Here is a 20,311-nt window from a genome sequence, read left to right as displayed (position 1 = left end):
CGCAGGCCGCCCCGAATGGGAGAACACGGTGGGCAACCACTAGCCTTAGACGCATGGCGGAATTCATCTACACAATGACCAAGGCCCGCAAGGCCGTTGGCGACAAAGTCATCCTCGACGACGTCAGCATGTCCTTCTTCCCCGGAGCGAAGATCGGCGTCGTCGGACCGAACGGTGCCGGTAAGTCGACCATCCTGAAGATCATGGCGGGCCTCGACACCCCGTCGAACGGCGAAGCGCGCCTGAGCCCCGGCTACACCGTAGGGATCCTCCTGCAGGAACCGCCCCTGAACGAGGAGAAGACCGTACTCGGCAACGTCCAGGAGGGCGTCGGCGAGATCTACGGGAAGATCCAGCGGTTTAACGAGATCTCCGAGGAGATGGCAAGCCCCGACGCCGACTTCGACACGCTGCTCGACGAGATGGGCAAGCTGCAGGAAGCGATCGATGCCGCCGACGCCTGGGACCTCGACTCCCAGCTCGAGCAGGCCATGGATGCACTGCGCTGCCCGCCGCCGGAGGCCGATGTGCGTGTGCTGTCCGGCGGTGAGCGCCGCCGTGTGGCACTGTGCAAGCTCCTGCTGCAGAAGCCGGATCTCCTGCTCCTCGACGAGCCCACCAACCACCTCGACGCCGAGAGCGTCCTCTGGCTGGAGCAGCACCTGAAGTCCTACGCCGGTGCCGTCCTGGCCGTCACCCACGACCGGTACTTCCTCGACCACGTGGCCGAATGGATCGCGGAGGTGGACCGGGGGCACCTCTACCCCTACGAGGGCAACTACTCGACCTACCTTGAGAAGAAGCGCGCGCGCCTCGAGGTCCAGGGCAAGAAGGACCAGAAGCTGTCGAAGCGTCTCACCGAGGAGCTCGAGTGGGTCCGCTCGAATGCCAAGGGCCGCCAGACGAAGTCCAAGGCACGCCTGAACCGCTACGAGGAGATGGCAGCGGAGGCCGAGCGCACGAGGAAGCTCGATTTCGAGGAGATCCAGATCCCGCCGGGCCCGAGGCTCGGCAGCCAGGTCATCGAAGCGCGCAACCTGCGCAAGGGGTACGACGACCGCGTCCTCATCGACGAACTGTCCTTCTCGCTGCCCCGCAACGGCATCGTCGGCGTCATCGGTCCCAACGGCGTCGGCAAGACCACGCTGTTCAAGACCATTGTGGGCCTCGAGCCCCTCGACGGCGGGGAACTGCGCATCGGCGAATCGGTGAAGATCTCCTACGTCGACCAGTCGCGTGGAGGCATCGACCCCAACAAGTCCCTGTGGGAGGTTGTGTCCGACGGACTCGACTTCATCCAGGTGGGCCAGGTCGAGATGCCGTCCCGCGCCTACGTCTCGGCGTTCGGCTTCAAGGGACCCGACCAGCAGAAGAAGGCGGGCGTGCTCTCCGGCGGTGAGCGCAACCGCCTGAACCTCGCGATGACGCTCAAGCAGGGTGGCAACCTCCTGCTCCTCGACGAGCCGACCAACGACCTCGACGTCGAGACGCTCTCGAGCCTCGAGAACGCACTGCTCGAGTTCCCCGGCTGCGCCGTCGTCGTCTCGCACGACCGCTGGTTCCTCGACCGGGTGGCAACGCACATCCTGTCCTACGAGGGCACCGAGGACGACCCGGACAACTGGTACTGGTTCGAGGGCAACTTCGACGCGTACGAGCAGAACAAGGTGGAGCGGCTCGGACCGGACGCCGCGAAGCCGCACCGCGTCACGCACCGCCGCCTCACCCGCGACTAGGGGCACCGCGACCGGATACGAAGGAGGGACACGGCATCATGCCGTGTCCCTCCTTTGGTATCCGCTTGTATGCGCTCGAATCCGCGCCCTGCAAGCCCGCGGGCACCGGCGGGACCTGGCAGAATCCCTCAGGCGGACGGAATCCTGACCATGCCCTCCTGCGCCACACTGGCCACGAGGTCGCCGCTGCGGTTGTAGATGCGTCCGGCAGCGAGCCCGCGGGATCCCGACGCGCTGGGGGAGCTCTGGACGTAGAGCAGCCAGTCGTCGACGCGGACCGGGCGATGCCACCACATCGCGTGGTCGAGGCTGGCCACGCTCATGCCGGGCTGGATCCAGCTCAGCCCGTGCGGCCTCAGGATGGACTCCAGGAGGGTGTAGTCGCTCGCGTACGCCAGGGCCGCGCGGTGGAGGTCGGGGTCGTCGGGCATCGGCCCGAGGCTGCGCATCCACACAGCGTTCCGTGGCTCCCGAGACCCCTCATTGGACAGGTACAGGGGAGCGTCGATGTGCCGGATGTCGAAAGGACGGTCGAAGGCCCAGGCGCGGGCCACGGGGTGGTCGAAACCGCCGAGGAGATCGACCGTCGAGGGCAGGCTCTCGGGGTCCGGCACGTCCGCCGGCATCGTGTCCTGGTGGACGATCCCGTCATCCGGCTCCTGGAAGGAAGCGATCATCGACAGGATGGGCACGCCGTTCTGGTAGGCGTGCGTGCGGCGCGCCGAGAACGAGCGCCCGTCCCGCAGGCGCTGCACCCCGAACGTGATCGGCTGGTCCGCATCCCCGGCACGCAGGAAGTAGGCGTGCATCGAGTGCACGTCCCGGCTGGGCTCCACGGTGCGCATCGCCGCGACGAGCGACTGCGCGAGCACCTGCCCCCCGAAGACGCGGCGGCTCGGCTGCCGGACCGAGGTCCCGACGAAGATCTCCTCGTCCGTCTGGGCGCCCTCCGCTCTGCTGAGGTCGAGGAGGTCCAGGAGCGTCGCCGTCGGATCCTTCCGCGGTCCTCCCTCCGCCGGTGCTTCAGCCGGGGGCGCGTGTTCTGCCATGGTTCGGTGTCTCCTCGTAGGGCGTCTGGTGCAGTGGAGCCCGGCAGCCGCGCGAGGCGGTCCCGGGCATCTACTGACAGTAGACGCCGTCCTACCGGCGCTCAACATGCCGGTCGCACGACGGCATGGCGTTGCTCACACCGGAGCCTGAACGGGACCTGCGGATCGCTCCGGCCGAGCAGCTTTTGAGAGTATGGCCCTATGTCTCCCGTGCACACCATCCCCCTCCAGCTGCGGTTCGGCGACGAGGACTCCTACGGCCACGTCAACAACGTCCGTTTCCTGCAGTTCCTCGAGGACGCGCGCGTGCTGCTGATGAGCGAGCCCCAGCCCGGCGGGTCGTTCATGGACCTGGTCGATGCCGATCACTTCACGCTCGTGGGCCGGCAGGAGATCGAATACCGGGCCCCGCTGAACTTCAGCACCACACCTGCCGCCGTCGACCTCTGGGTGACCGCCGTCGGCGGCTCCAGCTTCGAACTGGGCTATGCCGTGCGGGACCGCGTGGAGAGCGAGGGAAGCACCACCAGCGCGATCGCTGCGACCACCATGGTGCTGGTCAGCCGGAGCACCGGGCGACCCGTTCGCCTGTCGGAGGCGCAGAAGCGCATCCTTTCCGCCTGGGCCGGCCCTGCCGTCCCGTTCCGCCGCGCGCGCAGCAAGTAGCACCCGGATGACCTCCCCCTTCGTGCGCCTCGCGGACCTGCAGACCGTCGCCGACTTCCGGACCTTCACCGCGCGCGCCAGGGCCAACGACGACGGCGGCATGCGGCTCGTCGCGGCGGGCCCGGTCCTCGCGGCCTATGTCTGCACCCTCCGCCCCACGGTGCTGGGGGAGCCTGTCCCCACGGTTCTCGGCCTGCGCACCATGGCGCTCGCGGCGGACGCGGGCGCCGCGACCGCCGTGGATGTCACGGTGTCCCTGGGATCCGTCCTCGACCGGCTCGCCCGGATGGGGGACACCGACGTCGAGTTCGCCGTGCCTACGGTCACGGCGACGGAGAACTGGGCCGGCGTCCTGCCGCCCCGCTCCGGCTGGGAGCACGCCGGGACCATCGGCTGCGATGCCCTCGACCGGGCTGCGAGGGACGGCATCGGGGAAGTGGCCCGCAGCCTGCCGGACCGGGCGGGCGCCCCGCTCGTGAGCAGCGCCCGGACCGCCGTGTGGGGCCGGGCCCTCGCAGGTGCAGCCGGCGCGGTACCGGCGGGAGCCGCCTTCGGGGCTTTCAGTCTCGGGTTCCTGGAGCCGGGCGGGACGGCGACGCTGCACACGAACGGCCGCTGGTCCCGCCTGAGCACCCGTCGCGGGCACATCCTGGTCCGCGCGGCAGCCATCCTCTAGGGAGCGCACCAGGACGACTCCGGCCACGACCACCAGCGCTCGAGTCCCCGGGACGGGGTCACCTGCGTCCCCGGCGCGGCCGCGAAACTCCGTGCGCGTGCCGTCCCCGGCGCACGGGGACTCAGTCCGCCGCGTTGACCATCGAGTGTGCGGCGCGGTCGAGGTAGTCCCACAGCGTGGCCTCGTGCAGGGGAGCGAGAGCCAGGGCGTCCACGGCGGCACGCATGTGGTGCAACCAGCGGTCCCGCGCCTCAGGGCCGACCCGGAAGGGCATGTGCCGCATGCGCAGCCTGGGGTGTCCACGCTGCTCCCCGTAGGTCTTCGGACCGCCCCAGTACTGCTCGAGGAACAGCAGGAGCCGCTCCTTCGCGGGCCCCAGATCCTCCTCCGGGTACATGGGCCGGAGGACGTCGTCGCCGGCGACGCCGTCGTAGAACGCGTCGACGAGCGTCACGAACGTCGCATGGCCGCCGATCGCCTCGTAGAAGTTGTCCGTGTACTGCGGCTGGCTGAACTGCTGCCCCGCCACGACGAGCCGTTCGGCCGGTAACGGGGGACGGACGCCGGAGACCGGGAGCGGGAGGCCGGGAGCGGGAGGAACCTCGCCCTGCGGCCTGTTCTCGCCCGGGGAAGCTGCCCCGTCGTGCTCGCTGGTGCTCATGCCCGTCCCTCCGTAGCAGCGGCAGCGGGCGCTGCCCCTTCGGCCGGCGGTGCCACGTAGTCCCCCTGCGATCGGTTGCCCACCTTCGTGATGTCTCCGTTGCGCACGTACCAGATGGCTCCGTCGGCATCGACCATCCGGGTGATCCGGAGGCCGAGGGACTGTACGACGCCCACCGTGTCTCCCACCTCGATGGTGTCGCCGATCCCGTACTGGTCCTCGATGGTGATGAAGAAGCCGAGGAAGGCGTCACGGATGACCTCCCTGGCACCGAAACCGATCGCGATACCGACGATGCCGACGCTGGCCAGGATGGGACCGATGTTGAAGCCGAGGGTCTCGATGGCCATGAGGATGGCCACGATGGCGATGGTCCCGGCAGCGATGCTCGACATCAGGCCGCCGATCGTCTCGGCCCGCTGCACGCGCCGCGCGCTGTCGAACGGGCGGAGGGCCGGCTGCGCCCACTTGAAGTGCGGCTTCTTGAAGACGTTGTAGCCGTCCTGGACACGCTTGACCGACCGTGCGATGAGGAAGCGGACGACGAGCCACAGGAGGAGGGCGCCGATCAGGATGATGACGGCGCCGATGACCTGGCCGCCGTAGCCGAGGGAGGGAAGGAATGTCATGTTGTCGCTTTCGTGCAGGCGCCCGGGTGAGGTCCGCTCGGGATCATCGGTCGATGACCGGGGCGCGGGGACGCCTTAACAGGCTACAGCGACGGCAGGGCGGTCCCACGAGGTGGTGCGTCCCTTACCCCTGGGCGCCCGCGGTGCTGCTCGAGGGGCCCGCCGAGCTCGGCTCATGGTGCACCGGGAAGTCGAGGGATCGCGCGATGAAGCACAGCCGGTTCGCCTCCGCGTGCAGGGAATCGGCCAGGGCGGTCTGGGCGGCGTCGGCCACCTCCACGTGCGGGTGCAGCGTGATGCCGGTGAACTCCCCGCTGCCGTCGCTGTTCAGGCGCAGCGTGCCGGTCGCTGCGTCCCGGTATCCGGTCACGACGACGCCGGCCTTCACCGCGACATGGAGGTAGGACAGCAGATGGCACTGGGCCACGGCGGTGAGCAGCAGCTGTTCGGGGTTCCACCGGTCCTTCGACCCGTGGAAGGTGGGATCCGCGGTGCCGGCCAGGGATCCGGGCCCGTCGACCTCGATCTCGTGGTCACGGCTGTAGGACCGGTAGCCGGAGGTCCCCGAGCCGAGGTTGCCCGTCCAGCGGACCCGCGCCGAGTAGTGGTGTTCCTGCAGGTTCATGGATCCAACCTAGTACGCGGCGCGGGCCCGGACACGGGGAGGACGGGTGTCCTCCCCGTACCGGGGCCGCCTACCTGTCCGCGGCCTGCGCCGCGAGTGCGCGCACGACGCCGTCCCGGCTTTCGAGGATCAGGCGCCGCAGCGACGGCGAGTCGGTCCCGAGTCCCGCCAGGAAGGCGTCGGTCCGCTCGAGCGTCGCCGGCGTGGTGAGCAGCGAGGGGTAGAGCCCCACGACGATCTGCTGGGCGATCTCGTGGGTACGGGTGGCCCAGACCTCCTGGATGGACGCGAAGTACCGGTCGACGAACGGTTCGAGGAGGGAGCGGTCATGGACCCGCGTGAACCCGGAGATCATCGAGCGCTGGGTGGCGTTCGGCAGGTCCGTCGCGTCGACGAGTGCCGCCCAGGCCGCTTCCTTCGCCTCCGGGGTCGGCAGTGCGGCCCGGGCCGCTGCTGCCGCGAGCTGCCCGGTGGCCGTCGAGTCGCGGTGCAGTTCCGCGTCGATGCCGGCCTCGCCGGAGCGCCCGCCCACCACGAGGCTGGTGAGCAGCTCCCAGCGCAGGTCCTGGTCCACGGTGAGGCCCTCGGGGACCTGCTCGCCGCTCAGCATCGCCGACACGGTGTCCAGCTGGGATGCCGTGCGGGCGTGCGCCGAGAAGGCCCTCGTGAACTGCAGCTGGGCGTCGGAGCCGGCATCGGCGGCCAGGGCGAGCTCGAGGAGGCTGTCCGCGGCAGCGTCGCCCATCGCCTCGCGGTCGTCGGGGTTGACGTAGAACGCGAGGGTGGAGGCGAGCTGCCGGAGCAGGACCAGGACCACGGAGGAGTCGGACTCCGCCCCGATGTTCTGCAGGACCAGTTCGACGTAGTCGCGGGCGGCCGTCTCGCCGTCGCGGGCGGCGTCCCAGGCCGACGCGAGCACGAGCGTACGGGGGAGGGAGTCGCGGAAGTCCTTCACGTGCCGCACGGAGGTCTTCAGGGAGGCGGGATCGAGGCGGATCTTCGCGTACGCGAGGTCGTCGTCGTTCAGCAGGACGAGCGCCGGGCGCGCGAGGCCCACAAGCTCGGGCACCTCGGTGCGCTCGCCGTCGACGTCGAGCTCGAGGCGGTGGACGCGCACCAGGGCGCCGTCGTCGTCATGGTCGTAGAAACCGACGGCGAGCCGGTGCGGGCGGATGGTCGGGAAGGCCTCGATGGCCGTCTGGAGGATGGCGAACGAGGTGATGGTGCCGTCGTCGTCCGTCTCGAACTCGGGGCGGAGGGTGTTGACGCCTGCGGTCTCGAGCCAGAGGGCCGACCACGCCTGGAGGTCCCTGCCGCTGGCGGCCTCGAGTTCCGAGAGGAGGTCGGCCAGTTCCGTGTTCTGCCAGGAGTGCTTGGCGAAGTACTGCCGCACGCCCTGCATGAACTCCTCCTGCCCCACCCACGCGACCAGTTGCTTGAGGACGGAGGCGCCCTTGGCATAGGTGATGCCGTCGAAGTTCACCTGGACGTCCTCGAGGTCGTTGATCTGCGCGACGATCGGGTGCGTCGAGGGGAGCTGGTCCTGGCGGTACGCCCAGCCCTTCTCGAGGATGGCGAAGGTCGTCCAGGCCTGCTCGAACTCCGTCGCCCTGGCCGCGGCCAGCGTGGACATGAACTCGGCGAAGGACTCGTTCAGCCAGAGGTCGTTCCACCAGCGCATCGTGACGAGGTCGCCGAACCACATGTGGGCGAGTTCGTGCAGGATCGTGATGGCACGCCGCTCGACGGTCGCATCGGGCACCCGCGAGCGGAAGACGTAGGTCTCGACGAACGTGACCGCGCCCGCGTTCTCCATGGCGCCGGCGTTGAACTCGGGGACGAACAGCTGGTCGTACTTCTCGAACGGGTACGGTGCGCCGAACTGCTCCTCGAAGAAGGCGAAGCCCTGCCGCGTCAGCGCGAAGATGTTCTCGGCATCCATGTACTGCATGAGCGACTTCCGGGCGAAGACGCCGAGCGGGATGGTCCTGCCGTCGGAACTCGTCAGCTCGCTGCGCACGGACTGGTACGGGCCCGCGATGAGGGCCGTGACGTAGGACGACAGGACGGGCGTGGGCTCGAAGTACCACGTCGCGCAGGCGCCGCCGTCCGCGCCGGCCCCTGCCTGGACCGGTTCCGGCGTGGTGGTGTTCGAGATGACGTCCCAGTGCGACGGCGCCGTGACGGCGAAGCGGAACGTCGCCTTCAGGTCCGGCTGCTCGAACACGGCGAAGACCCGCCGGGAGTCGGGGACCTCGAACTGGGTATAGAGGTAGACCTCGCCGTCCACGGGGTCCGTGAAGCGGTGGAGACCCTCGCCCGTGTTCATGTAGAGCATGTCGGCCTCGACGACGAGCCTGTTGGTGGCGGCCAGCACGGGCAGCTGGATCCGGACACCGTCGGCGACCTCCGCCGGGTCCAGTTCCACGCCGTTCAGCTCGACGCGGTGGACCGTGTCCGTCACGGCGTCGATAAACGTCGAGGCGCTCTGCTGCGCGTCGAAGGAGATCACCGTCGTCGATCCGAACACGCGGTCGCCGCGGGTCAGGTCGAGGGTGATCTCGTAGGAGTGGACAGTGAGCAGATCGGCGCGTGTACGAGCTTCGTCGCGCGTCAGGTTCAGACCGGGCAAGGATCGCCTCCAGGGTGGTGTGCGGGTGCTCGCAGGTGACCGCGGCGTTTCGTATTCTCTCAGACGACCGGGCGCCGGCGTGAGGGTGGCCCGGTGCGCAGCGGGTCCGGACTAGGCTGGAAGGGTCCTGCCACGCTGGGCGGACGTATCCCGCAGCCACCGCCGGCTCTTCCCGGCGCCACGAGAAGGAACAGATCGCCATGCGCGTCCACCTCGCCACCGACCACGCCGGCATGGAGCTGAGCGCCCACCTGCTCTCCCACCTCACGGCGGCCGGCCACGACGTCGTCGACCACGGTCCGACGTCCTACGATCCCGAGGACGACTACCCCTCCTTCTGCATCGACGCCGCGCAGGCCGTCGTCGATGATCGCGCAGCGGGGACCGAGGCGCTCGGGATCGTGCTCGGCGGCTCGGGGAACGGTGAGCAGATCGCAGCGAACAAGGTACGCGGGGTCCGGGCGGCACTCGCCTGGAACCTCGACACGGCGCGCCTCGCCCGCCAGCACAACGACGCGAACGTCATCGCCGTCGGCGGCCGCCAGCACTCCGTGGAGGAAGCCACCGGGATCATCGAGGCCTTCCTCGCCGAGCCGTTCAGCGGCGCCGAACGGCACAGCCGCCGGATCGGCCAGATCGCGCGCTACGAGGAGACGGGCAGCGTTGCCTGAGGGCCACTCGGTCCACCGGCTGGCGCAACAGTTCTCGTCCGTCTTCGTCGGCGAGACGCTGGCCGTGTCCAGTCCGCAGGGCCGCTTCGCCGCGGGCGCGGCGCAACTCGACGGCGGCACCCTGCTCAGCGCCCTCGCCCACGGGAAGCAGTTGTTCCTGCGCTTTGACAACGACCGCGTGCTGCGCGTGCACCTCGGGCTGTACGGCGCGTGGACCTTCGGCGGGGACGCCACATTCCGTGGGTCCTCGAGCATCGGAGCGCCCCGCCGCGTGGGGGAGTCCGAGCAGCCGTCGGAGGGCGGTCCGACGGCGTATGCGGGACCACCGGAACCCGTGGGCGCTGTGCGTGTCCGGTTCGTGTCCGAGCACGGCTGGGCCGACCTCCGCGGGCCGACCGCCTGCGAGGTGATCACGACCGCTGACGAGACGACGGCCCGCGCGAAGCTCGGCCCGGATCCGCTCCAGCCCCGGCCGGACGGGTCGGCCTTCGTCGCGAAGGTCCTGTCGAGCATCACGCCCGTCGGGATCCAGCTCATGAACCAGGCGGTCATCGCGGGGATCGGCAACATCTACCGCGCCGAGGTGCTGTTCCTGCAGGGCATCAACCCCTGGCGCCCGGGGAAGCAGCTGAGGGAGGACGAAGCGGTGGGGATCTGGGCCGACACCGTCCGGCTGATGAGGGACGGCGTGCGCGAGGGCCGCATCATCACGACGACGGTCGAGGCCCGTAACGGGAGGCCGAAGCGATCGGCTCCGAACTACGTCTACAAGAGGACGGGCGAGCCCTGCCGCCGGTGCGGGACCACGGTCTTCAGTGCGGAGATGGCCGCGCGCACCGTCTACTGGTGCCCGTCCTGCCAGCCGGACTGACGCCCCCGCGGCCGCCAGGCGGTGTGCTCAAAGCGGTGTACTTAAACAGGAACACCCGGACGAGGAGTCCGGGTGGGCCGCTTCACAGCGGAAGGAGAGGGGATGACGGGAATCGAACCCGCGTAATCAGTTTGGAAGACTGAGGCTTTACCATTAAGCTACATCCCCGAAGCGGGCCCCTCTCGGGACCCCGTGGAACGCATATAACTACACCACAGCTGCCGCGCGATCGCCAAATGTGCGCGGTGGACGTAAAGGTGCGTAGACTGACACTCGCACTTACGGGGTGTAGCTCAGCTTGGTAGAGCGCCTGCTTTGGGAGCAGGAAGTCGCAGGTTCAACTCCTGTCACCCCGACTCTGTCGTGTGATGAGGAAAGTGCCTCCGCTGCAGAACCAATCCCAATCATCTCAGGAGTCCTACGCTGTGAAGAGCGCTGTTGAAACCCTTTCCCCCACCCGGGTGAAGCTGAACGTCGAGGTTCCCTTCGAGGAACTGAAGCCCAGCATCGACGAGGCCTACAAGACCATCGCCACCCAGGTCCAGGTTCCAGGGTTCCGCAAGGGCAAGGTTCCGCAGCAGCTCATCGACCAGCGTGTCGGCCGCGGCTACGTGATCGAGACCGCCATCAACGACGGCCTGAACGGCTTCTACCAGAGCGCCGTGCAGGAGACGGGAATCCGTCCCCTCAGCCGCCCCGAGGTCGAGATCACCGAGGTCCCCGATCCTGCGAAGAAGGACGGCCAGCTCACCTTCACCGTGGAACTGGATGTCCGTCCCGAGATCGAGCTGCCCGACTACAAGGGCATCGAAGTCACCGTCGAGCCCGTCGAGGCGTCCGACGAGGACATCGAGAAGGCGATGGATGAGCTGCGTGGGCGCTTCGGCACCCTGGCCGCCGTCGACCGCCCCTCCAAGGACGGCGACTTCCTCACGATCGACCTGACCGCAGCGGTCGACGGCGAAGAGGTCGACTCGGCGCAGGACCTGTCCTACCAGATCGGCTCCGGCACGATGCTCGAGGGTATGGACGAGGCCGTCACCGGGCTGTCCACGGACGAGACCGCGATCTTCGAGACCAAGCTCGCCGGTGGTGAGCATGCCGGCGCCGACGCCCAGGTCACCGTGCTCGTCAAGGCCGTCAAGGAGCGCGAGCTCCCCGCCGTCGACGACGAATTCGCCCAGCTCGCCTCCGAGTTCGACACCGCCGAGGAACTGCGGGCCGACCTCGCCAAGCAGGCCTCCGAGTCCAAGCTCATGGACCAGGGCGTCGAGGCGCGCGACAAGGTGCTCGACCGTCTCGTCGAGCTCGTCGCCGTGCCCGTCCCGGCCAGCGTCGTCGAGGAGCAGCTGGAGCAGCACTTCAACGGTGAGAACGCCCACAGCGCCGGCGAGGACCACGACACCGAGGAGCACCGAGCCGAGGTCCGCACCAACACGGAGCGCGCCTTCCAGAACGAGGTCATCCTCGACGCCGTCGCCGAGAAGGAAGAGGTCGGCGTCAGCCAGAGCGAGCTGATCGACTACATCGTCTCCACCGCCGGCCAGTACGGCATGGAGCCGAACCAGTTCGCCCAGATGCTGGACCAGAGCGGCCAGGTCCCGATGATCGTCGGAGAAGTCCGCCGCCGCAAGGCCCTCGCCAAGGTCCTCGAGTACGCGACGGTCACCGATACCAGCGGTGCCGCCGTCGACCTGAGCGAATTCGTCCGTCCCGCCGGGGACGACGCCGAGACGATCACCGTCGACGACGTCGAGACCGAGCAGGACGCCGTCGAGGGCATCGAGGCTGGCGAGTCGGAGACCGCTGAGGCCCCCGAGGCTGCAGAGGCTTCCGAGACCGCCGAGGCTTCCGAAGCCGCAGAGGCTCCGGAGGCAGCCGCAGAGGCCGAGACCGAAGCAGCTCCGAAGAAGAAGGCACCCAAGAAGAAGGCCGCCACGAAGTAGCCTTCCTCCGCAGCGCCGACAGCGGTGCCGCAGCCTCCGGGCGGCGGCACCGCTGTCTCGTTAAGCGCTGCCGGAGCCGTTTCCAGGCCCCCGCGAAGCGGCTCCCGGGACCCCGCCCGCCACCGTGCGCCGTCAGCGAACAGTTCGCGGTGCGGGAGCAATTCACCGCCGCAGCGGGTTAGTGTCCAAGGAGAGACAAACGGACGGGTCGGCCGAAGTGGCAGCGGCCCGCCAGAGTGAGAGGTTAACGCAATGGCAACCGAACCAAGTACCCCGAGCATGGCCGGTCCCGAGATGGGCGGACGTGACGAGTACATCTACACCCGGCTCCTCAAGGAGCGCATCATCTGGCTCGGTTCCGAGGTCCGCGACGACAACGCGAACGCCATCTGCTCGCAGCTGCTCCTGCTGTCGGCCGAGGACCCCGAGCGCGACATCTTCCTCTACATCAACTCCCCGGGCGGCTCCGTGACCGCGGGCATGGCCATCTACGACACGATGCAGTTCATCCCGAACGACGTCGTCACCGTCGCCACGGGCCTCGCCGCCTCCATGGGGCAGTTCCTGCTGTCCTCGGGTACGAAGGGCAAGCGGTACGCGACGCCCCACGCCCGCATCCTGATGCACCAGCCCTCCGGCGGTATCGGCGGAACGGCCACCGACATCCGCATCCAGGCAGAACTCATCCTCCACATGAAGCGCGTCATGGCCGAACTCACGGCGGAGCAGACGGGCCAGACCGTCGAGACGATCCTCAAGGACAATGACCGCGACAAGTGGTTCACGGCCCAGGAAGCCCTCGACTACGGCTTCTTCGACCACATCTCCGCGCACTCGGGCTCCGTCGCCGGCGGCGGCGGCACCGAGCAGAACGCGTAGTCCGCAGCAGCCTTCCACCAGTCGTCCTACAGGAGACACCATGAACCACGATTTCCAGGCAGCAGCGGGATCCACGGCGCAGAACCTGCCGACCAGCCGCTACATCCTTCCCCAGTTCGAAGAGCGCACGCCGTACGGCTTCAAGCGCCAGGACCCGTACACGAAGCTGTTCGAGGACCGCATCATCTTCCTCGGCACCCAGGTCGACGACGCTTCCGCGGACGACGTCATGGCGCAGCTGCTCGTGCTCGAGTCCACGGACCCCGAGCGCGACATCACCCTGTACATCAACTCGCCCGGCGGATCCTTCACCGCGATGACGGCGATCTACGACACCATGCAGTTCATCCGGCCCGAGGTGCAGACCGTGTGCCTCGGCCAGGCTGCCAGCGCCGCGGCCGTCCTGCTGGCTGCAGGCGCACCCGGCAAGCGCCTCGCGCTGCCGAACGCGCGCGTGCTGATCCACCAGCCCGCGCTGTCCGGCGGCCAGGGCGGGCAGGCCTCCGACCTGGAGATCCAGGCCAACGAGGTCATGCGCATGCGCACCTGGCTCGAGGACACGCTGGCACTGCACTCGGGCCGCACGGCCGAGCAGGTCAACATCGACATCGAGCGCGACAAGATCCTCACCGCCGCCGACGCCGTCGAGTACGGCCTGGTGGACGAGGTCCTGACCTCGCGCAAGATCACCCCGCCGAAGATCAACACGCCCTAGTCGGCAGGGCGGATCCGATGGTCCAGGGGGCCGCCGGATCCGCCCGATCGTCCGGTCATCGCCCGTGGCGCCGCAAGGCACCACGGGCATTTTGATACCGGCTACCACGGCCATGTGGCCTAGAGTGGTTCTAGCAATCGCGTAATACCTAAGGGGATTGAACCATGGCTCGCATTGGTGAGAGCACGGATCTGCTCAAGTGCTCCTTCTGCGGGAAGAGCCAGAAGCAGGTGCGGAAGCTGATTGCCGGCCCCGGCGTGTACATCTGTGACGAGTGCATCGACCTGTGCAACGAGATCATCGAGGAGGAGCTCTCCGAGGTGGCCGATCTCGGTACGTTCGAGCTGCCCAAGCCCCGTGAGATCTTCGACTTCCTGCAGGAGTACGTGGTGGGCCAGGAGCCCGCGAAGCGTTCCCTCGCCGTCGCCGTCTACAACCACTACAAGCGCATCCAGTCCGGCAGCGGTCCGCGTGCGGCGGGAACCCTCGCCGACGCGGCCGAGACCGAGGACGTGGAGATCGCCAAGTCGAACATCCTGCTGATCGGCCCCACCGGGTGCGGCAAGACCTACCTCGCCCAGACCCTGGCGCGCAGGCTGAACGTCCCGTTCGCCGTGGCCGATGCGACGGCACTGACGGAGGCCGGATATGTGGGCGAGGACGTCGAGAACATCCTCCTCAAGCTCATCCAGGCCGCCGACTACGACGTGAAGAAGGCCGAGCAGGGCATCATCTACATCGACGAGATCGACAAGATCTCCCGCAAGAGCGAGAACCCCTCGATCACGCGCGACGTCTCCGGCGAGGGCGTCCAGCAGGCGCTGCTGAAGATCCTCGAGGGCACGGTGGCGTCGGTGCCGCCGCAGGGTGGGCGCAAGCACCCGCACCAGGAATTCATCCAGATCGACACCACGAACGTGCTGTTCATCGTGGCCGGGGCGTTCGCGGGGCTCGAGGAGATCATCGGGTCCCGGGCGGGACGGAAGGGCATCGGCTTCGGCGCGCCGCTGAGCTCCCTCAAGAACGAGGAGGCGAGCTACGGCGATGTCATGCCGGAGGACCTGCTGAAGTTCGGGCTGATCCCCGAGTTCATCGGCCGACTGCCCGTCATCACCACCGTCACCCACCTGGACCGTCCGGCGCTCATGCAGATCCTGACGGAGCCGAAGAACGCGCTGATGAAGCAGTACCAGAAGATGTTCCTGCTGGACGGGGTCGAGCTCGTCTTCGAACCGAAGGCGCTCGAGGCCATCGCCGACCTCGCCCTCGACCGCGGCACGGGCGCCCGGGGACTGCGCGCCATCATGGAGGAGGTCCTCCTCCCCGTCATGTTCGACCTGCCGAGCCGCGAGGACATCGCCACCGTGGTCATCACGGACGACGTCGTCGCCAAGCGGGCGGAGCCCACGCTCATCTCGCACGAAGTGGTCGCGAAGCGGCGGAACAAGTCGGCCTGACCCGCGGCGGACAGCGACCCGACAGGAAGGGCCCGGCCGATCGGCCGGGCCCTTCCTGTGTCCTCAGGCCATGGCGCCCGCGGTGGCTCCGGCGTCCGCCTGCGGGTAGCTCGGTGGGTGGACGGCTGCCATCTCCTCCATGACGCGGACGACCTGGCAGCTGTAGCCGAACTCGTTGTCGTACCAGACGTAGAGGACGAGGTGGATGTCCTCGGAGATGGTCGCGAGGCCGTCGACGATGCCGGCGCGGCGAGAGCCGACGAAGTCGGTGGAGACGACCTCGGGGCTGTCGATGTAGTCGACCTGCTTGCGCATGCCCGAGTGCAGGGACATCTCCCGCAGGTAGGTGTTGACCTCCTCCTTGGTGGTGCCCTGTCCGAGGGTGAGGTTCAGGATCGCGATGGAGACGTCCGGGGTGGGCACGCGGATGGAGCTGCCGGTGAGCTTGCCCGCGAGTTCGGGCAGGGCCTTGGTGACGGCGGTCGCGGCGCCGGTCTCGGTGAGGACCATGTTCAGGGCCGCGGAGCGGCCCCGGCGGTCGCCCTTGTGGAAGTTGTCGATGAGGTTCTGGTCGTTGGTGAAGGAGTGCACGGTCTCGACGTGGCCGTGCACGACGCCGTAGCGGTCGTTGATGGCCTTCAGGACCGGGGTGATGGCGTTGGTGGTGCAGGACGCCGCGGTGATGATCCGGTCGGTGTCTTCGATGGTGCCGTGGTTGATGCCGTGCACGATGTTCTTCAGTGCGCCCTTGCCAGGTGCGGTGAGCAGGACCCTGGCGACGCCGGTGCTCTCGAGGTGCTGGGAGAGGCCCGCCTCGTCGCGCCAGCGGCCGGTGTTGTCCACGACGAGGGCGTCGGTGATGCCGTAGGCGGTGTAGTCGATCGAGGCCGGGTCGTCGGAGTAGATCACCTGGATGCGGGTGCCGTTGGCGGTGATGGTGTTCGACGCCTCGTCGACCTGGATCGTGCCCTCGAAGGACCCGTGCACGGAGTCGCGGCGCAGCAGGCTCGCGCGTTTGGTGAGGTCGTTGGCGGAGCCGCGGCGGACGACGATCGCGCGCAGGCGCAGGCCGTGGCCGCCGCCGGCCTTCTCGATGAGCAGGCGGGCCACGAGCCGGCCGATGCGCCCGAAGCCGTAGAGGACCACGTCGGTGCTGGTGCGCTCGTCGTGCCCGCCCTGGCCGACGATGTCGGCGAGCTCGGTGCGCAGGAACTCCTCCAGGGAGCGTTCGTCCCCGGCGGCGGTCGAGGCGTCGTAGGACAGGCGCAGGCGCCCGATGTCGATGGCGGCGGCGCCGAGGTCGAGGTCGGCGAGGATCGCGAGCATGGGGGCGGTGTCCTCGAGGCGGAGTTCCTCGGTGGTGATGCGGCGGGCGAAGCGGTGGGCCTTGAGGATGTTCATCGTGGACTTGTTGATGAGGCTGCGTCCGTGGATGCTCGTGACCACGTTGTTCTTCCGGTACAGGCGTCCGATGAGCGGGATCATGGCTTCGGCGAGTTCCTCGCGGTCGAGCCAGCCGTCGTGGGTGTCGGCGGGGGTGTCGGCGTGGTCCTCGGTCCGGTGCTGCTGCAAAACGGCGTCCCTTCCATCACCGGGAAGTCCGGTGCGAACTCATCCAGCCCGATGCGACGCAGGGATAGCGCCAGGCACCGTCGGCTGGTCGTGTCCTTTCATTAGACCGCCTCCGGCAGCACGGCACCAACTCGGGGCGGAATACGACGTCGACAGGGCGGGTTGCACGGAAGAAGGCTACGGCCTCCCAATCTCAGAAGGAGTACTGCATGAGCGAGTCCACGACCGTCGAGAAGGCCGATTTCTGGTTCGACCCCCTGTGTCCGTTCGCCTGGATCACGTCGCGCTGGATCGGCGAGGTGGAGCAGGTCCGCGACATCTCCGTCGACTGGCACGTCATGAGCCTGTCCGTCCTGAACGAGGGACGAGACCTGCCGGAGGAATACCAGGCCATGATGCTGCAGGGCTGGGGGCCGGTCCGGGTCATCATCGCCGCTGCGGAACTGTACGGGAACGAGTACATCAAGAAGCTGTACGACGCGATGGGCACCCGCATCCACATCGGGCAGGACAAGGACTTCGGGCGGGTCATCCGCGAGTCCCTCGAGGAGGTGGGCCTACCGGCGGACCTGGCCCGGTTCGCCACCACCGATGAGTACGACGAGAAGCTCCGGGCGTCCCACAAGGACGGCATCGATCGTGTCGGCGACGAGGTCGGCACCCCGGTGGTCGCCTTCAACGGCACGGCGTTCTTCGGTCCGGTCCTGACGAGGATCCCGCGCGGCGAGGAAGCCGGCCGTATCTTCGACGGCGCCGTGCTGCTGTCGGAGTTCCCCGAGTTCTTCGAGCTGAAGCGGTCCCGCACGAAGAGCCCGACGTTCGACTAGTCCGCAGGACAGACGGAAGGGGACCCACCGTACGGTGGGTCCCCTTCCGCGTTCTACGCCCGGGAGGCCTATTCGGCGGGCTGGGCGACCAGTTCGACGTCGGAGACGGCCAGGGTGCCGTCTCCTTCCGCGAAGCGGAGGTCCCTGGCGTTGCCCGCGGCGAGGAGGTCGGACAGCCCGGCACGGACCTGCTCCACCTGCACCGACGGTGCCGTCACGACGGCGGTCTCGACCTCGGTGCGCTGTTTGACCTTCGCCTCGGACTTGGCCTTGCGGATGCCTCCGAGGGCCAACGCGACGGAGGTGAGGACACCGGCGTCGGCGGTGTCCGGCAGGCCGGCCAGCGCGTCCGCGCTCGGCCAGGCCGCCCGGTGGACGGAGCCCTGGCGCCACCAGCTCCAGACCTCCTCGGTGGCGAACGGCAGGAACGGGGCGAACAGGCGCAGCAGGGCATCGAGCGTCGTGGCCAGCGCTGTCTGGACGGACTGCGTGCCCGCGTCCGCGGAGTCCCCGTAGGCACGGTCCTTGACCAGTTCCACGTAGTCGTCGGTGAAGGTCCAGAAGAAGGACTCGGTCAGCTGGAGCGCGCGGGCGTAGTCGTACTTCTCGAACGCCGCGGTCGCCTGGTCGGTCACGGTCCGTAGCTGTGCCAGCAGGGACAGGTCCAGGGCGTTGGAGACGCGCCCGACAGCACCCTCGCCCACCGACGCCTCGGTGACGCCCAGGTTCAGGACGAACTTGGAGGCGTTGAGCAGCTTGATCGCGAGGCGCCGGCCGATCTTCATCTGGTTCACCTCGTACGCGGTGTCCGCGCCGAGCTTGGCGGATGCCGCCCAGTAGCGCACGGCGTCGGCACCGAACTGCTCGAGGACGTCCGTCGGTACCACGACGTTGCCCTTGGACTTGGACATCTTCTTCCGGTCGGGATCGAGGATCCAACCCGAGAGTGCCGCGTGCTTCCACGGCACCGAGTCCTGCAGCGCGTCGGCGCGGACCGCCGTCGAGAACAGCCAGGTCCGGATGATGTCGTGTCCCTGCGGGCGGAGGTCGAAGGGGAAGACCTTGCCGAACAGGTCCTCGTCGCGGGCCCAGCCACCGACGATCTGCGGTGTGAGGGACGAGGTCGCCCAGGTGTCCAGGACGTCGTTGTCGCCGATGAAGCCGCCCGGCTGGTTGCGTGCGGATTCCTCGAAGCCCGGGGCGGGGTCGGCCGCCGGGTCGACCGGGAGGGACTCGAGCGCGGGAACGACGGGATGGTCGTACTCGGGTTCGCCGTCGGCGTCGAGGCGGTACCAGACGGGGACGGGGACCCCGAAGAAGCGCTGCCGGGAGACCAGCCAGTCGCCGTTCAGGCCCTCGATCCAGTTCTCGTAGCGCGAGCGCATGAAGGCAGGGTGGAAGTCGATCTCACGGCCGCGCTGGATCAGTGCGTCCCGCTTGCCGGCGTCGCGTCCGCCGTTGCGGATGTACCACTGGCGGCTGGTCACCACTTCCAGGGGCTTGTCGCCCTTCTCGTAGAAGTTGACCGGGTGCACGATCTTCTTCGGTTCGCCGTCGAGGTCCCCGCTCTCGCGGAGCAGTGCGACGACGGCCTCCTTGGCGCTGAAGATCGTCTTGCCGGCCAGCTGCGCATAGTTCTCGCGGGCGCGCCCGGTGGCGATCCACTCGGGGGTCTCCGAGCGGATGCGCCCGTCGCGACCGACGACCGCGCGGGTCGGCAGCTGCAGCTCGCGCCACCACGTGACGTCGGTCAGGTCGCCGAAGGTGCAGATCATGGCGATGCCGCTGCCCTTGTCGGGCTTCGCGAGGGGGTGCGCCTTGATCTCGACCTCGACGTCGAACAGCGGGGAGGTGACGGTCGTGCCGAAGAGGGGCTGGTAGCGCTCGTCGTCGGGGTGCGCGACGAGGGCGACGCATGCCGGCAGGAGCTCGGGCCGCGTGGTCTCGATGTGGATCTGTCCGCCGTCGGGTGTGGAGAAGGCGATCCGGTGGTAGGCGCCGGGCTGCTCGCGGTCCTCGAGCTCGGCCTGCGCGACGGCGGTACGGAAGGTGACGTCCCACAAGGTGGGCGCTTCGGCGAGGTAGGCGTCCCCGGCCCTCAGGTTCTCGAGGAAGGCGCGCTGCGAGACGGCCCGTGAGGTGTCGTCGATGGTCCGGTAGGTCAGGTCCCAGTCGACCGAGAGGCCGAGCGTGCTGAACAGGTTCTCGAAGACCTTCTCGTCCTCGACCGCCAGCTCCTCGCAGAGCTCGATGAAGGTGCGGCGGGACACCGCGTCGAAGTCGCGCTGGTTCTTGGCCGGCTCGGCGGGCGGCCGGTAGTCGGGGTCGTAGGCGACCGACGGATCGCAGCGCACCCCGTAGTAGTTCTGGACGCGGCGCTCGGTGGGCAGACCGTTGTCGTCCCAGCCCATGGGGTAGAAGACGTTGGCGCCGCGCATGCGCTGGAAGCGGGCGAGGACGTCGGTCTGGGTGTAGGAGAACATGTGCCCGACATGCAGCGATCCCGACGCCGTGGGCGGGGGTGTGTCGATCGAGTACACCTGCTCACGCGTGGTGGCCCGGTCGAAGGAGTAGGTGCCGTCCGTCCGCCATTGGCGGGACAGCCTCTCTTCGAGGCCCTCGAGGGCGGGCTTGTCGGGAACGGAAACGGGCTGGGGTGAGGGCGTGTCTGTGCCCTGGGTCGTGTCGGCCATGCCTCC

17 protein-coding genes and 2 tRNA genes are annotated in these 20,311 nt (G+C 68.5%); 11 read left to right on the top strand and 8 right to left on the bottom strand.

Going from position 1 to position 20,311, the window contains the following annotated elements; all coding sequences use genetic code 11:
* Window positions 1-53: 53 nt before the first annotated feature.
* Window positions 54-1,736 carry an energy-dependent translational throttle protein EttA gene (gene ettA, locus ACX80L_RS12480; RefSeq protein WP_133080644.1) on the top strand — a complete coding sequence of 561 codons (1,683 nt, stop codon included), beginning with the start codon at window positions 54-56 and terminating at the stop codon, window positions 1,734-1,736.
* Between the two features lie 128 nt (window positions 1,737-1,864).
* Here ettA and tesB read toward each other — a convergent pair whose 3' ends face one another.
* The gene (gene tesB / locus ACX80L_RS12475; RefSeq protein WP_459290011.1) at window positions 1,865-2,785 is read right to left on the bottom strand and encodes an acyl-CoA thioesterase II; all 921 of its coding nucleotides are present in this window, start codon (window positions 2,783-2,785) and stop codon (window positions 1,865-1,867) included.
* Window positions 2,786-2,986: 201 nt separating this feature from the next.
* On the opposite strand from tesB, the gene ACX80L_RS12470 reads away from it, so the two are divergent.
* Entirely contained in the window at window positions 2,987-3,451 is a 465-nt protein-coding gene (locus tag ACX80L_RS12470) for an acyl-CoA thioesterase (RefSeq protein ID WP_459268154.1), read from the top strand.
* 7 nt (window positions 3,452-3,458) lie between these two features.
* Window positions 3,459-4,127 carry a hypothetical protein gene (locus tag ACX80L_RS12465; protein ID WP_459290009.1) on the top strand — a complete coding sequence of 223 codons (669 nt, stop codon included), beginning with the start codon at window positions 3,459-3,461 and terminating at the stop codon, window positions 4,125-4,127.
* 121 nt (window positions 4,128-4,248) lie between these two features.
* On the opposite strand, the gene ACX80L_RS12460 is transcribed toward ACX80L_RS12465, so the two are convergent.
* From ACX80L_RS12460 to pepN, 4 genes are all read right to left on the bottom strand, one after another.
* Window positions 4,249-4,788: a globin domain-containing protein gene (locus ACX80L_RS12460; RefSeq protein WP_133080640.1), complete on the bottom strand. Its 540-nt coding sequence runs from the start codon at window positions 4,786-4,788 to the stop codon at window positions 4,249-4,251.
* Window positions 4,785-5,417, bottom strand: a complete 633-nt coding sequence (locus ACX80L_RS12455) for a mechanosensitive ion channel domain-containing protein (protein WP_133080639.1) — start codon at window positions 5,415-5,417, stop codon at window positions 4,785-4,787. Before ACX80L_RS12455 ends, ACX80L_RS12460 begins: the two co-directional genes overlap by 4 nt.
* 124 nt (window positions 5,418-5,541) lie before the next feature.
* Entirely contained in the window at window positions 5,542-6,042 is a 501-nt protein-coding gene (locus ACX80L_RS12450; RefSeq protein ID WP_208741316.1) for an OsmC family protein, read from the bottom strand.
* Window positions 6,043-6,112: 70 nt separating this feature from the next.
* Window positions 6,113-8,665, bottom strand: coding sequence for an aminopeptidase N (pepN, locus tag ACX80L_RS12445; RefSeq protein ID WP_133081010.1), 2,553 nt, complete (start codon window positions 8,663-8,665; stop codon window positions 6,113-6,115).
* A 209-nt stretch (window positions 8,666-8,874) separates the two neighbouring features.
* Between pepN and ACX80L_RS12440 the strand changes: the two genes are divergently transcribed.
* Window positions 8,875-9,345 (top strand): ribose-5-phosphate isomerase, encoded by a 471-nt coding sequence (locus tag ACX80L_RS12440; protein WP_133080637.1) that lies wholly within the window; start codon window positions 8,875-8,877, stop codon window positions 9,343-9,345.
* Window positions 9,338-10,216 (top strand): Fpg/Nei family DNA glycosylase, encoded by an 879-nt coding sequence (locus ACX80L_RS12435; protein WP_459290007.1) that lies wholly within the window; start codon window positions 9,338-9,340, stop codon window positions 10,214-10,216. The genes ACX80L_RS12440 and ACX80L_RS12435 overlap by 8 nt, the downstream gene beginning before the upstream one ends.
* A 97-nt stretch (window positions 10,217-10,313) precedes the next feature.
* On the opposite strand, the gene ACX80L_RS12430 is transcribed toward ACX80L_RS12435, so the two are convergent.
* A tRNA-Gly gene (locus ACX80L_RS12430) sits at window positions 10,314-10,384 on the bottom strand.
* A 114-nt stretch (window positions 10,385-10,498) separates the two neighbouring features.
* Between ACX80L_RS12430 and ACX80L_RS12425 the strand changes: the two genes are divergently transcribed.
* From ACX80L_RS12425 to clpX, 5 genes are all read left to right on the top strand, one after another.
* Window positions 10,499-10,572, top strand: a tRNA-Pro gene (locus ACX80L_RS12425).
* A gap of 69 nt (window positions 10,573-10,641) precedes the next feature.
* The gene (tig, locus tag ACX80L_RS12420; protein WP_459290005.1) at window positions 10,642-12,162 is read left to right on the top strand and encodes a trigger factor; all 1,521 of its coding nucleotides are present in this window, start codon (window positions 10,642-10,644) and stop codon (window positions 12,160-12,162) included.
* Window positions 12,163-12,414: 252 nt separating this feature from the next.
* A complete protein-coding gene (locus tag ACX80L_RS12415; RefSeq protein ID WP_279628600.1) occupies window positions 12,415-13,041 on the top strand; it encodes an ATP-dependent Clp protease proteolytic subunit in 627 nt (208 codons plus the stop codon).
* A 40-nt stretch (window positions 13,042-13,081) separates the two neighbouring features.
* Window positions 13,082-13,756, top strand: coding sequence for an ATP-dependent Clp protease proteolytic subunit (locus ACX80L_RS12410; RefSeq protein WP_133080634.1), 675 nt, complete (start codon window positions 13,082-13,084; stop codon window positions 13,754-13,756).
* Window positions 13,757-13,920: 164 nt separating this feature from the next.
* Complete coding sequence (clpX, locus tag ACX80L_RS12405; protein ID WP_133080633.1) at window positions 13,921-15,213, top strand: ATP-dependent Clp protease ATP-binding subunit ClpX; 1,293 nt, start codon at window positions 13,921-13,923, stop codon at window positions 15,211-15,213.
* A 63-nt stretch (window positions 15,214-15,276) separates the two neighbouring features.
* On the opposite strand, the gene ACX80L_RS12400 is transcribed toward clpX, so the two are convergent.
* Window positions 15,277-16,785, bottom strand: a complete 1,509-nt coding sequence (locus ACX80L_RS12400) for a glyceraldehyde-3-phosphate dehydrogenase (protein WP_459290003.1) — start codon at window positions 16,783-16,785, stop codon at window positions 15,277-15,279.
* Between the two features lie 209 nt (window positions 16,786-16,994).
* Here ACX80L_RS12400 and ACX80L_RS12395 point away from each other — a divergent pair, with 209 nt between their 5' ends.
* Window positions 16,995-17,612, top strand: coding sequence for a mycothiol-dependent nitroreductase Rv2466c family protein (locus tag ACX80L_RS12395; RefSeq protein ID WP_459290001.1), 618 nt, complete (start codon window positions 16,995-16,997; stop codon window positions 17,610-17,612).
* 68 nt (window positions 17,613-17,680) lie between these two features.
* On the opposite strand, the gene valS is transcribed toward ACX80L_RS12395, so the two are convergent.
* Window positions 17,681-20,305 (bottom strand): valine--tRNA ligase, encoded by a 2,625-nt coding sequence (gene valS / locus ACX80L_RS12390; RefSeq protein ID WP_459268160.1) that lies wholly within the window; start codon window positions 20,303-20,305, stop codon window positions 17,681-17,683.
* Window positions 20,306-20,311: the final 6 nt, after the last annotated feature.

This window comes from Arthrobacter sp. MDT1-48-3, assembly GCF_054511015.1.
The sequence above is the reverse complement of the archived record's forward strand: the minus strand, read 5'-3'. Positions and strand labels throughout refer to the sequence as shown.

What these genes read in the sequence shown, in the direction of transcription:
- ettA (WP_133080644.1), top strand. Translation starts at nt 54, where the DNA reads ATGGCGGAATTCATCTACACAATGACCAAGGCCCGCAAGGCCGTTGGC.
- tesB (WP_459290011.1), bottom strand. Translation starts at nt 2,785, where the DNA reads ATGGCAGAACACGCGCCCCCGGCTGAAGCACCGGCGGAGGGAGGACCG.
- ACX80L_RS12470 (WP_459268154.1), top strand. Translation starts at nt 2,987, where the DNA reads ATGTCTCCCGTGCACACCATCCCCCTCCAGCTGCGGTTCGGCGACGAG.
- ACX80L_RS12465 (WP_459290009.1), top strand. Translation starts at nt 3,459, where the DNA reads ATGACCTCCCCCTTCGTGCGCCTCGCGGACCTGCAGACCGTCGCCGAC.
- ACX80L_RS12460 (WP_133080640.1), bottom strand. Translation starts at nt 4,788, where the DNA reads ATGAGCACCAGCGAGCACGACGGGGCAGCTTCCCCGGGCGAGAACAGG.
- ACX80L_RS12455 (WP_133080639.1), bottom strand. Translation starts at nt 5,417, where the DNA reads ATGACATTCCTTCCCTCCCTCGGCTACGGCGGCCAGGTCATCGGCGCC.
- ACX80L_RS12450 (WP_208741316.1), bottom strand. Translation starts at nt 6,042, where the DNA reads ATGAACCTGCAGGAACACCACTACTCGGCGCGGGTCCGCTGGACGGGC.
- ACX80L_RS12440 (WP_133080637.1), top strand. Translation starts at nt 8,875, where the DNA reads ATGCGCGTCCACCTCGCCACCGACCACGCCGGCATGGAGCTGAGCGCC.
- ACX80L_RS12415 (WP_279628600.1), top strand. Translation starts at nt 12,415, where the DNA reads ATGGCAACCGAACCAAGTACCCCGAGCATGGCCGGTCCCGAGATGGGC.
- ACX80L_RS12410 (WP_133080634.1), top strand. Translation starts at nt 13,082, where the DNA reads ATGAACCACGATTTCCAGGCAGCAGCGGGATCCACGGCGCAGAACCTG.
- clpX (WP_133080633.1), top strand. Translation starts at nt 13,921, where the DNA reads ATGGCTCGCATTGGTGAGAGCACGGATCTGCTCAAGTGCTCCTTCTGC.
- ACX80L_RS12395 (WP_459290001.1), top strand. Translation starts at nt 16,995, where the DNA reads ATGAGCGAGTCCACGACCGTCGAGAAGGCCGATTTCTGGTTCGACCCC.
- valS (WP_459268160.1), bottom strand. Translation starts at nt 20,305, where the DNA reads ATGGCCGACACGACCCAGGGCACAGACACGCCCTCACCCCAGCCCGTT.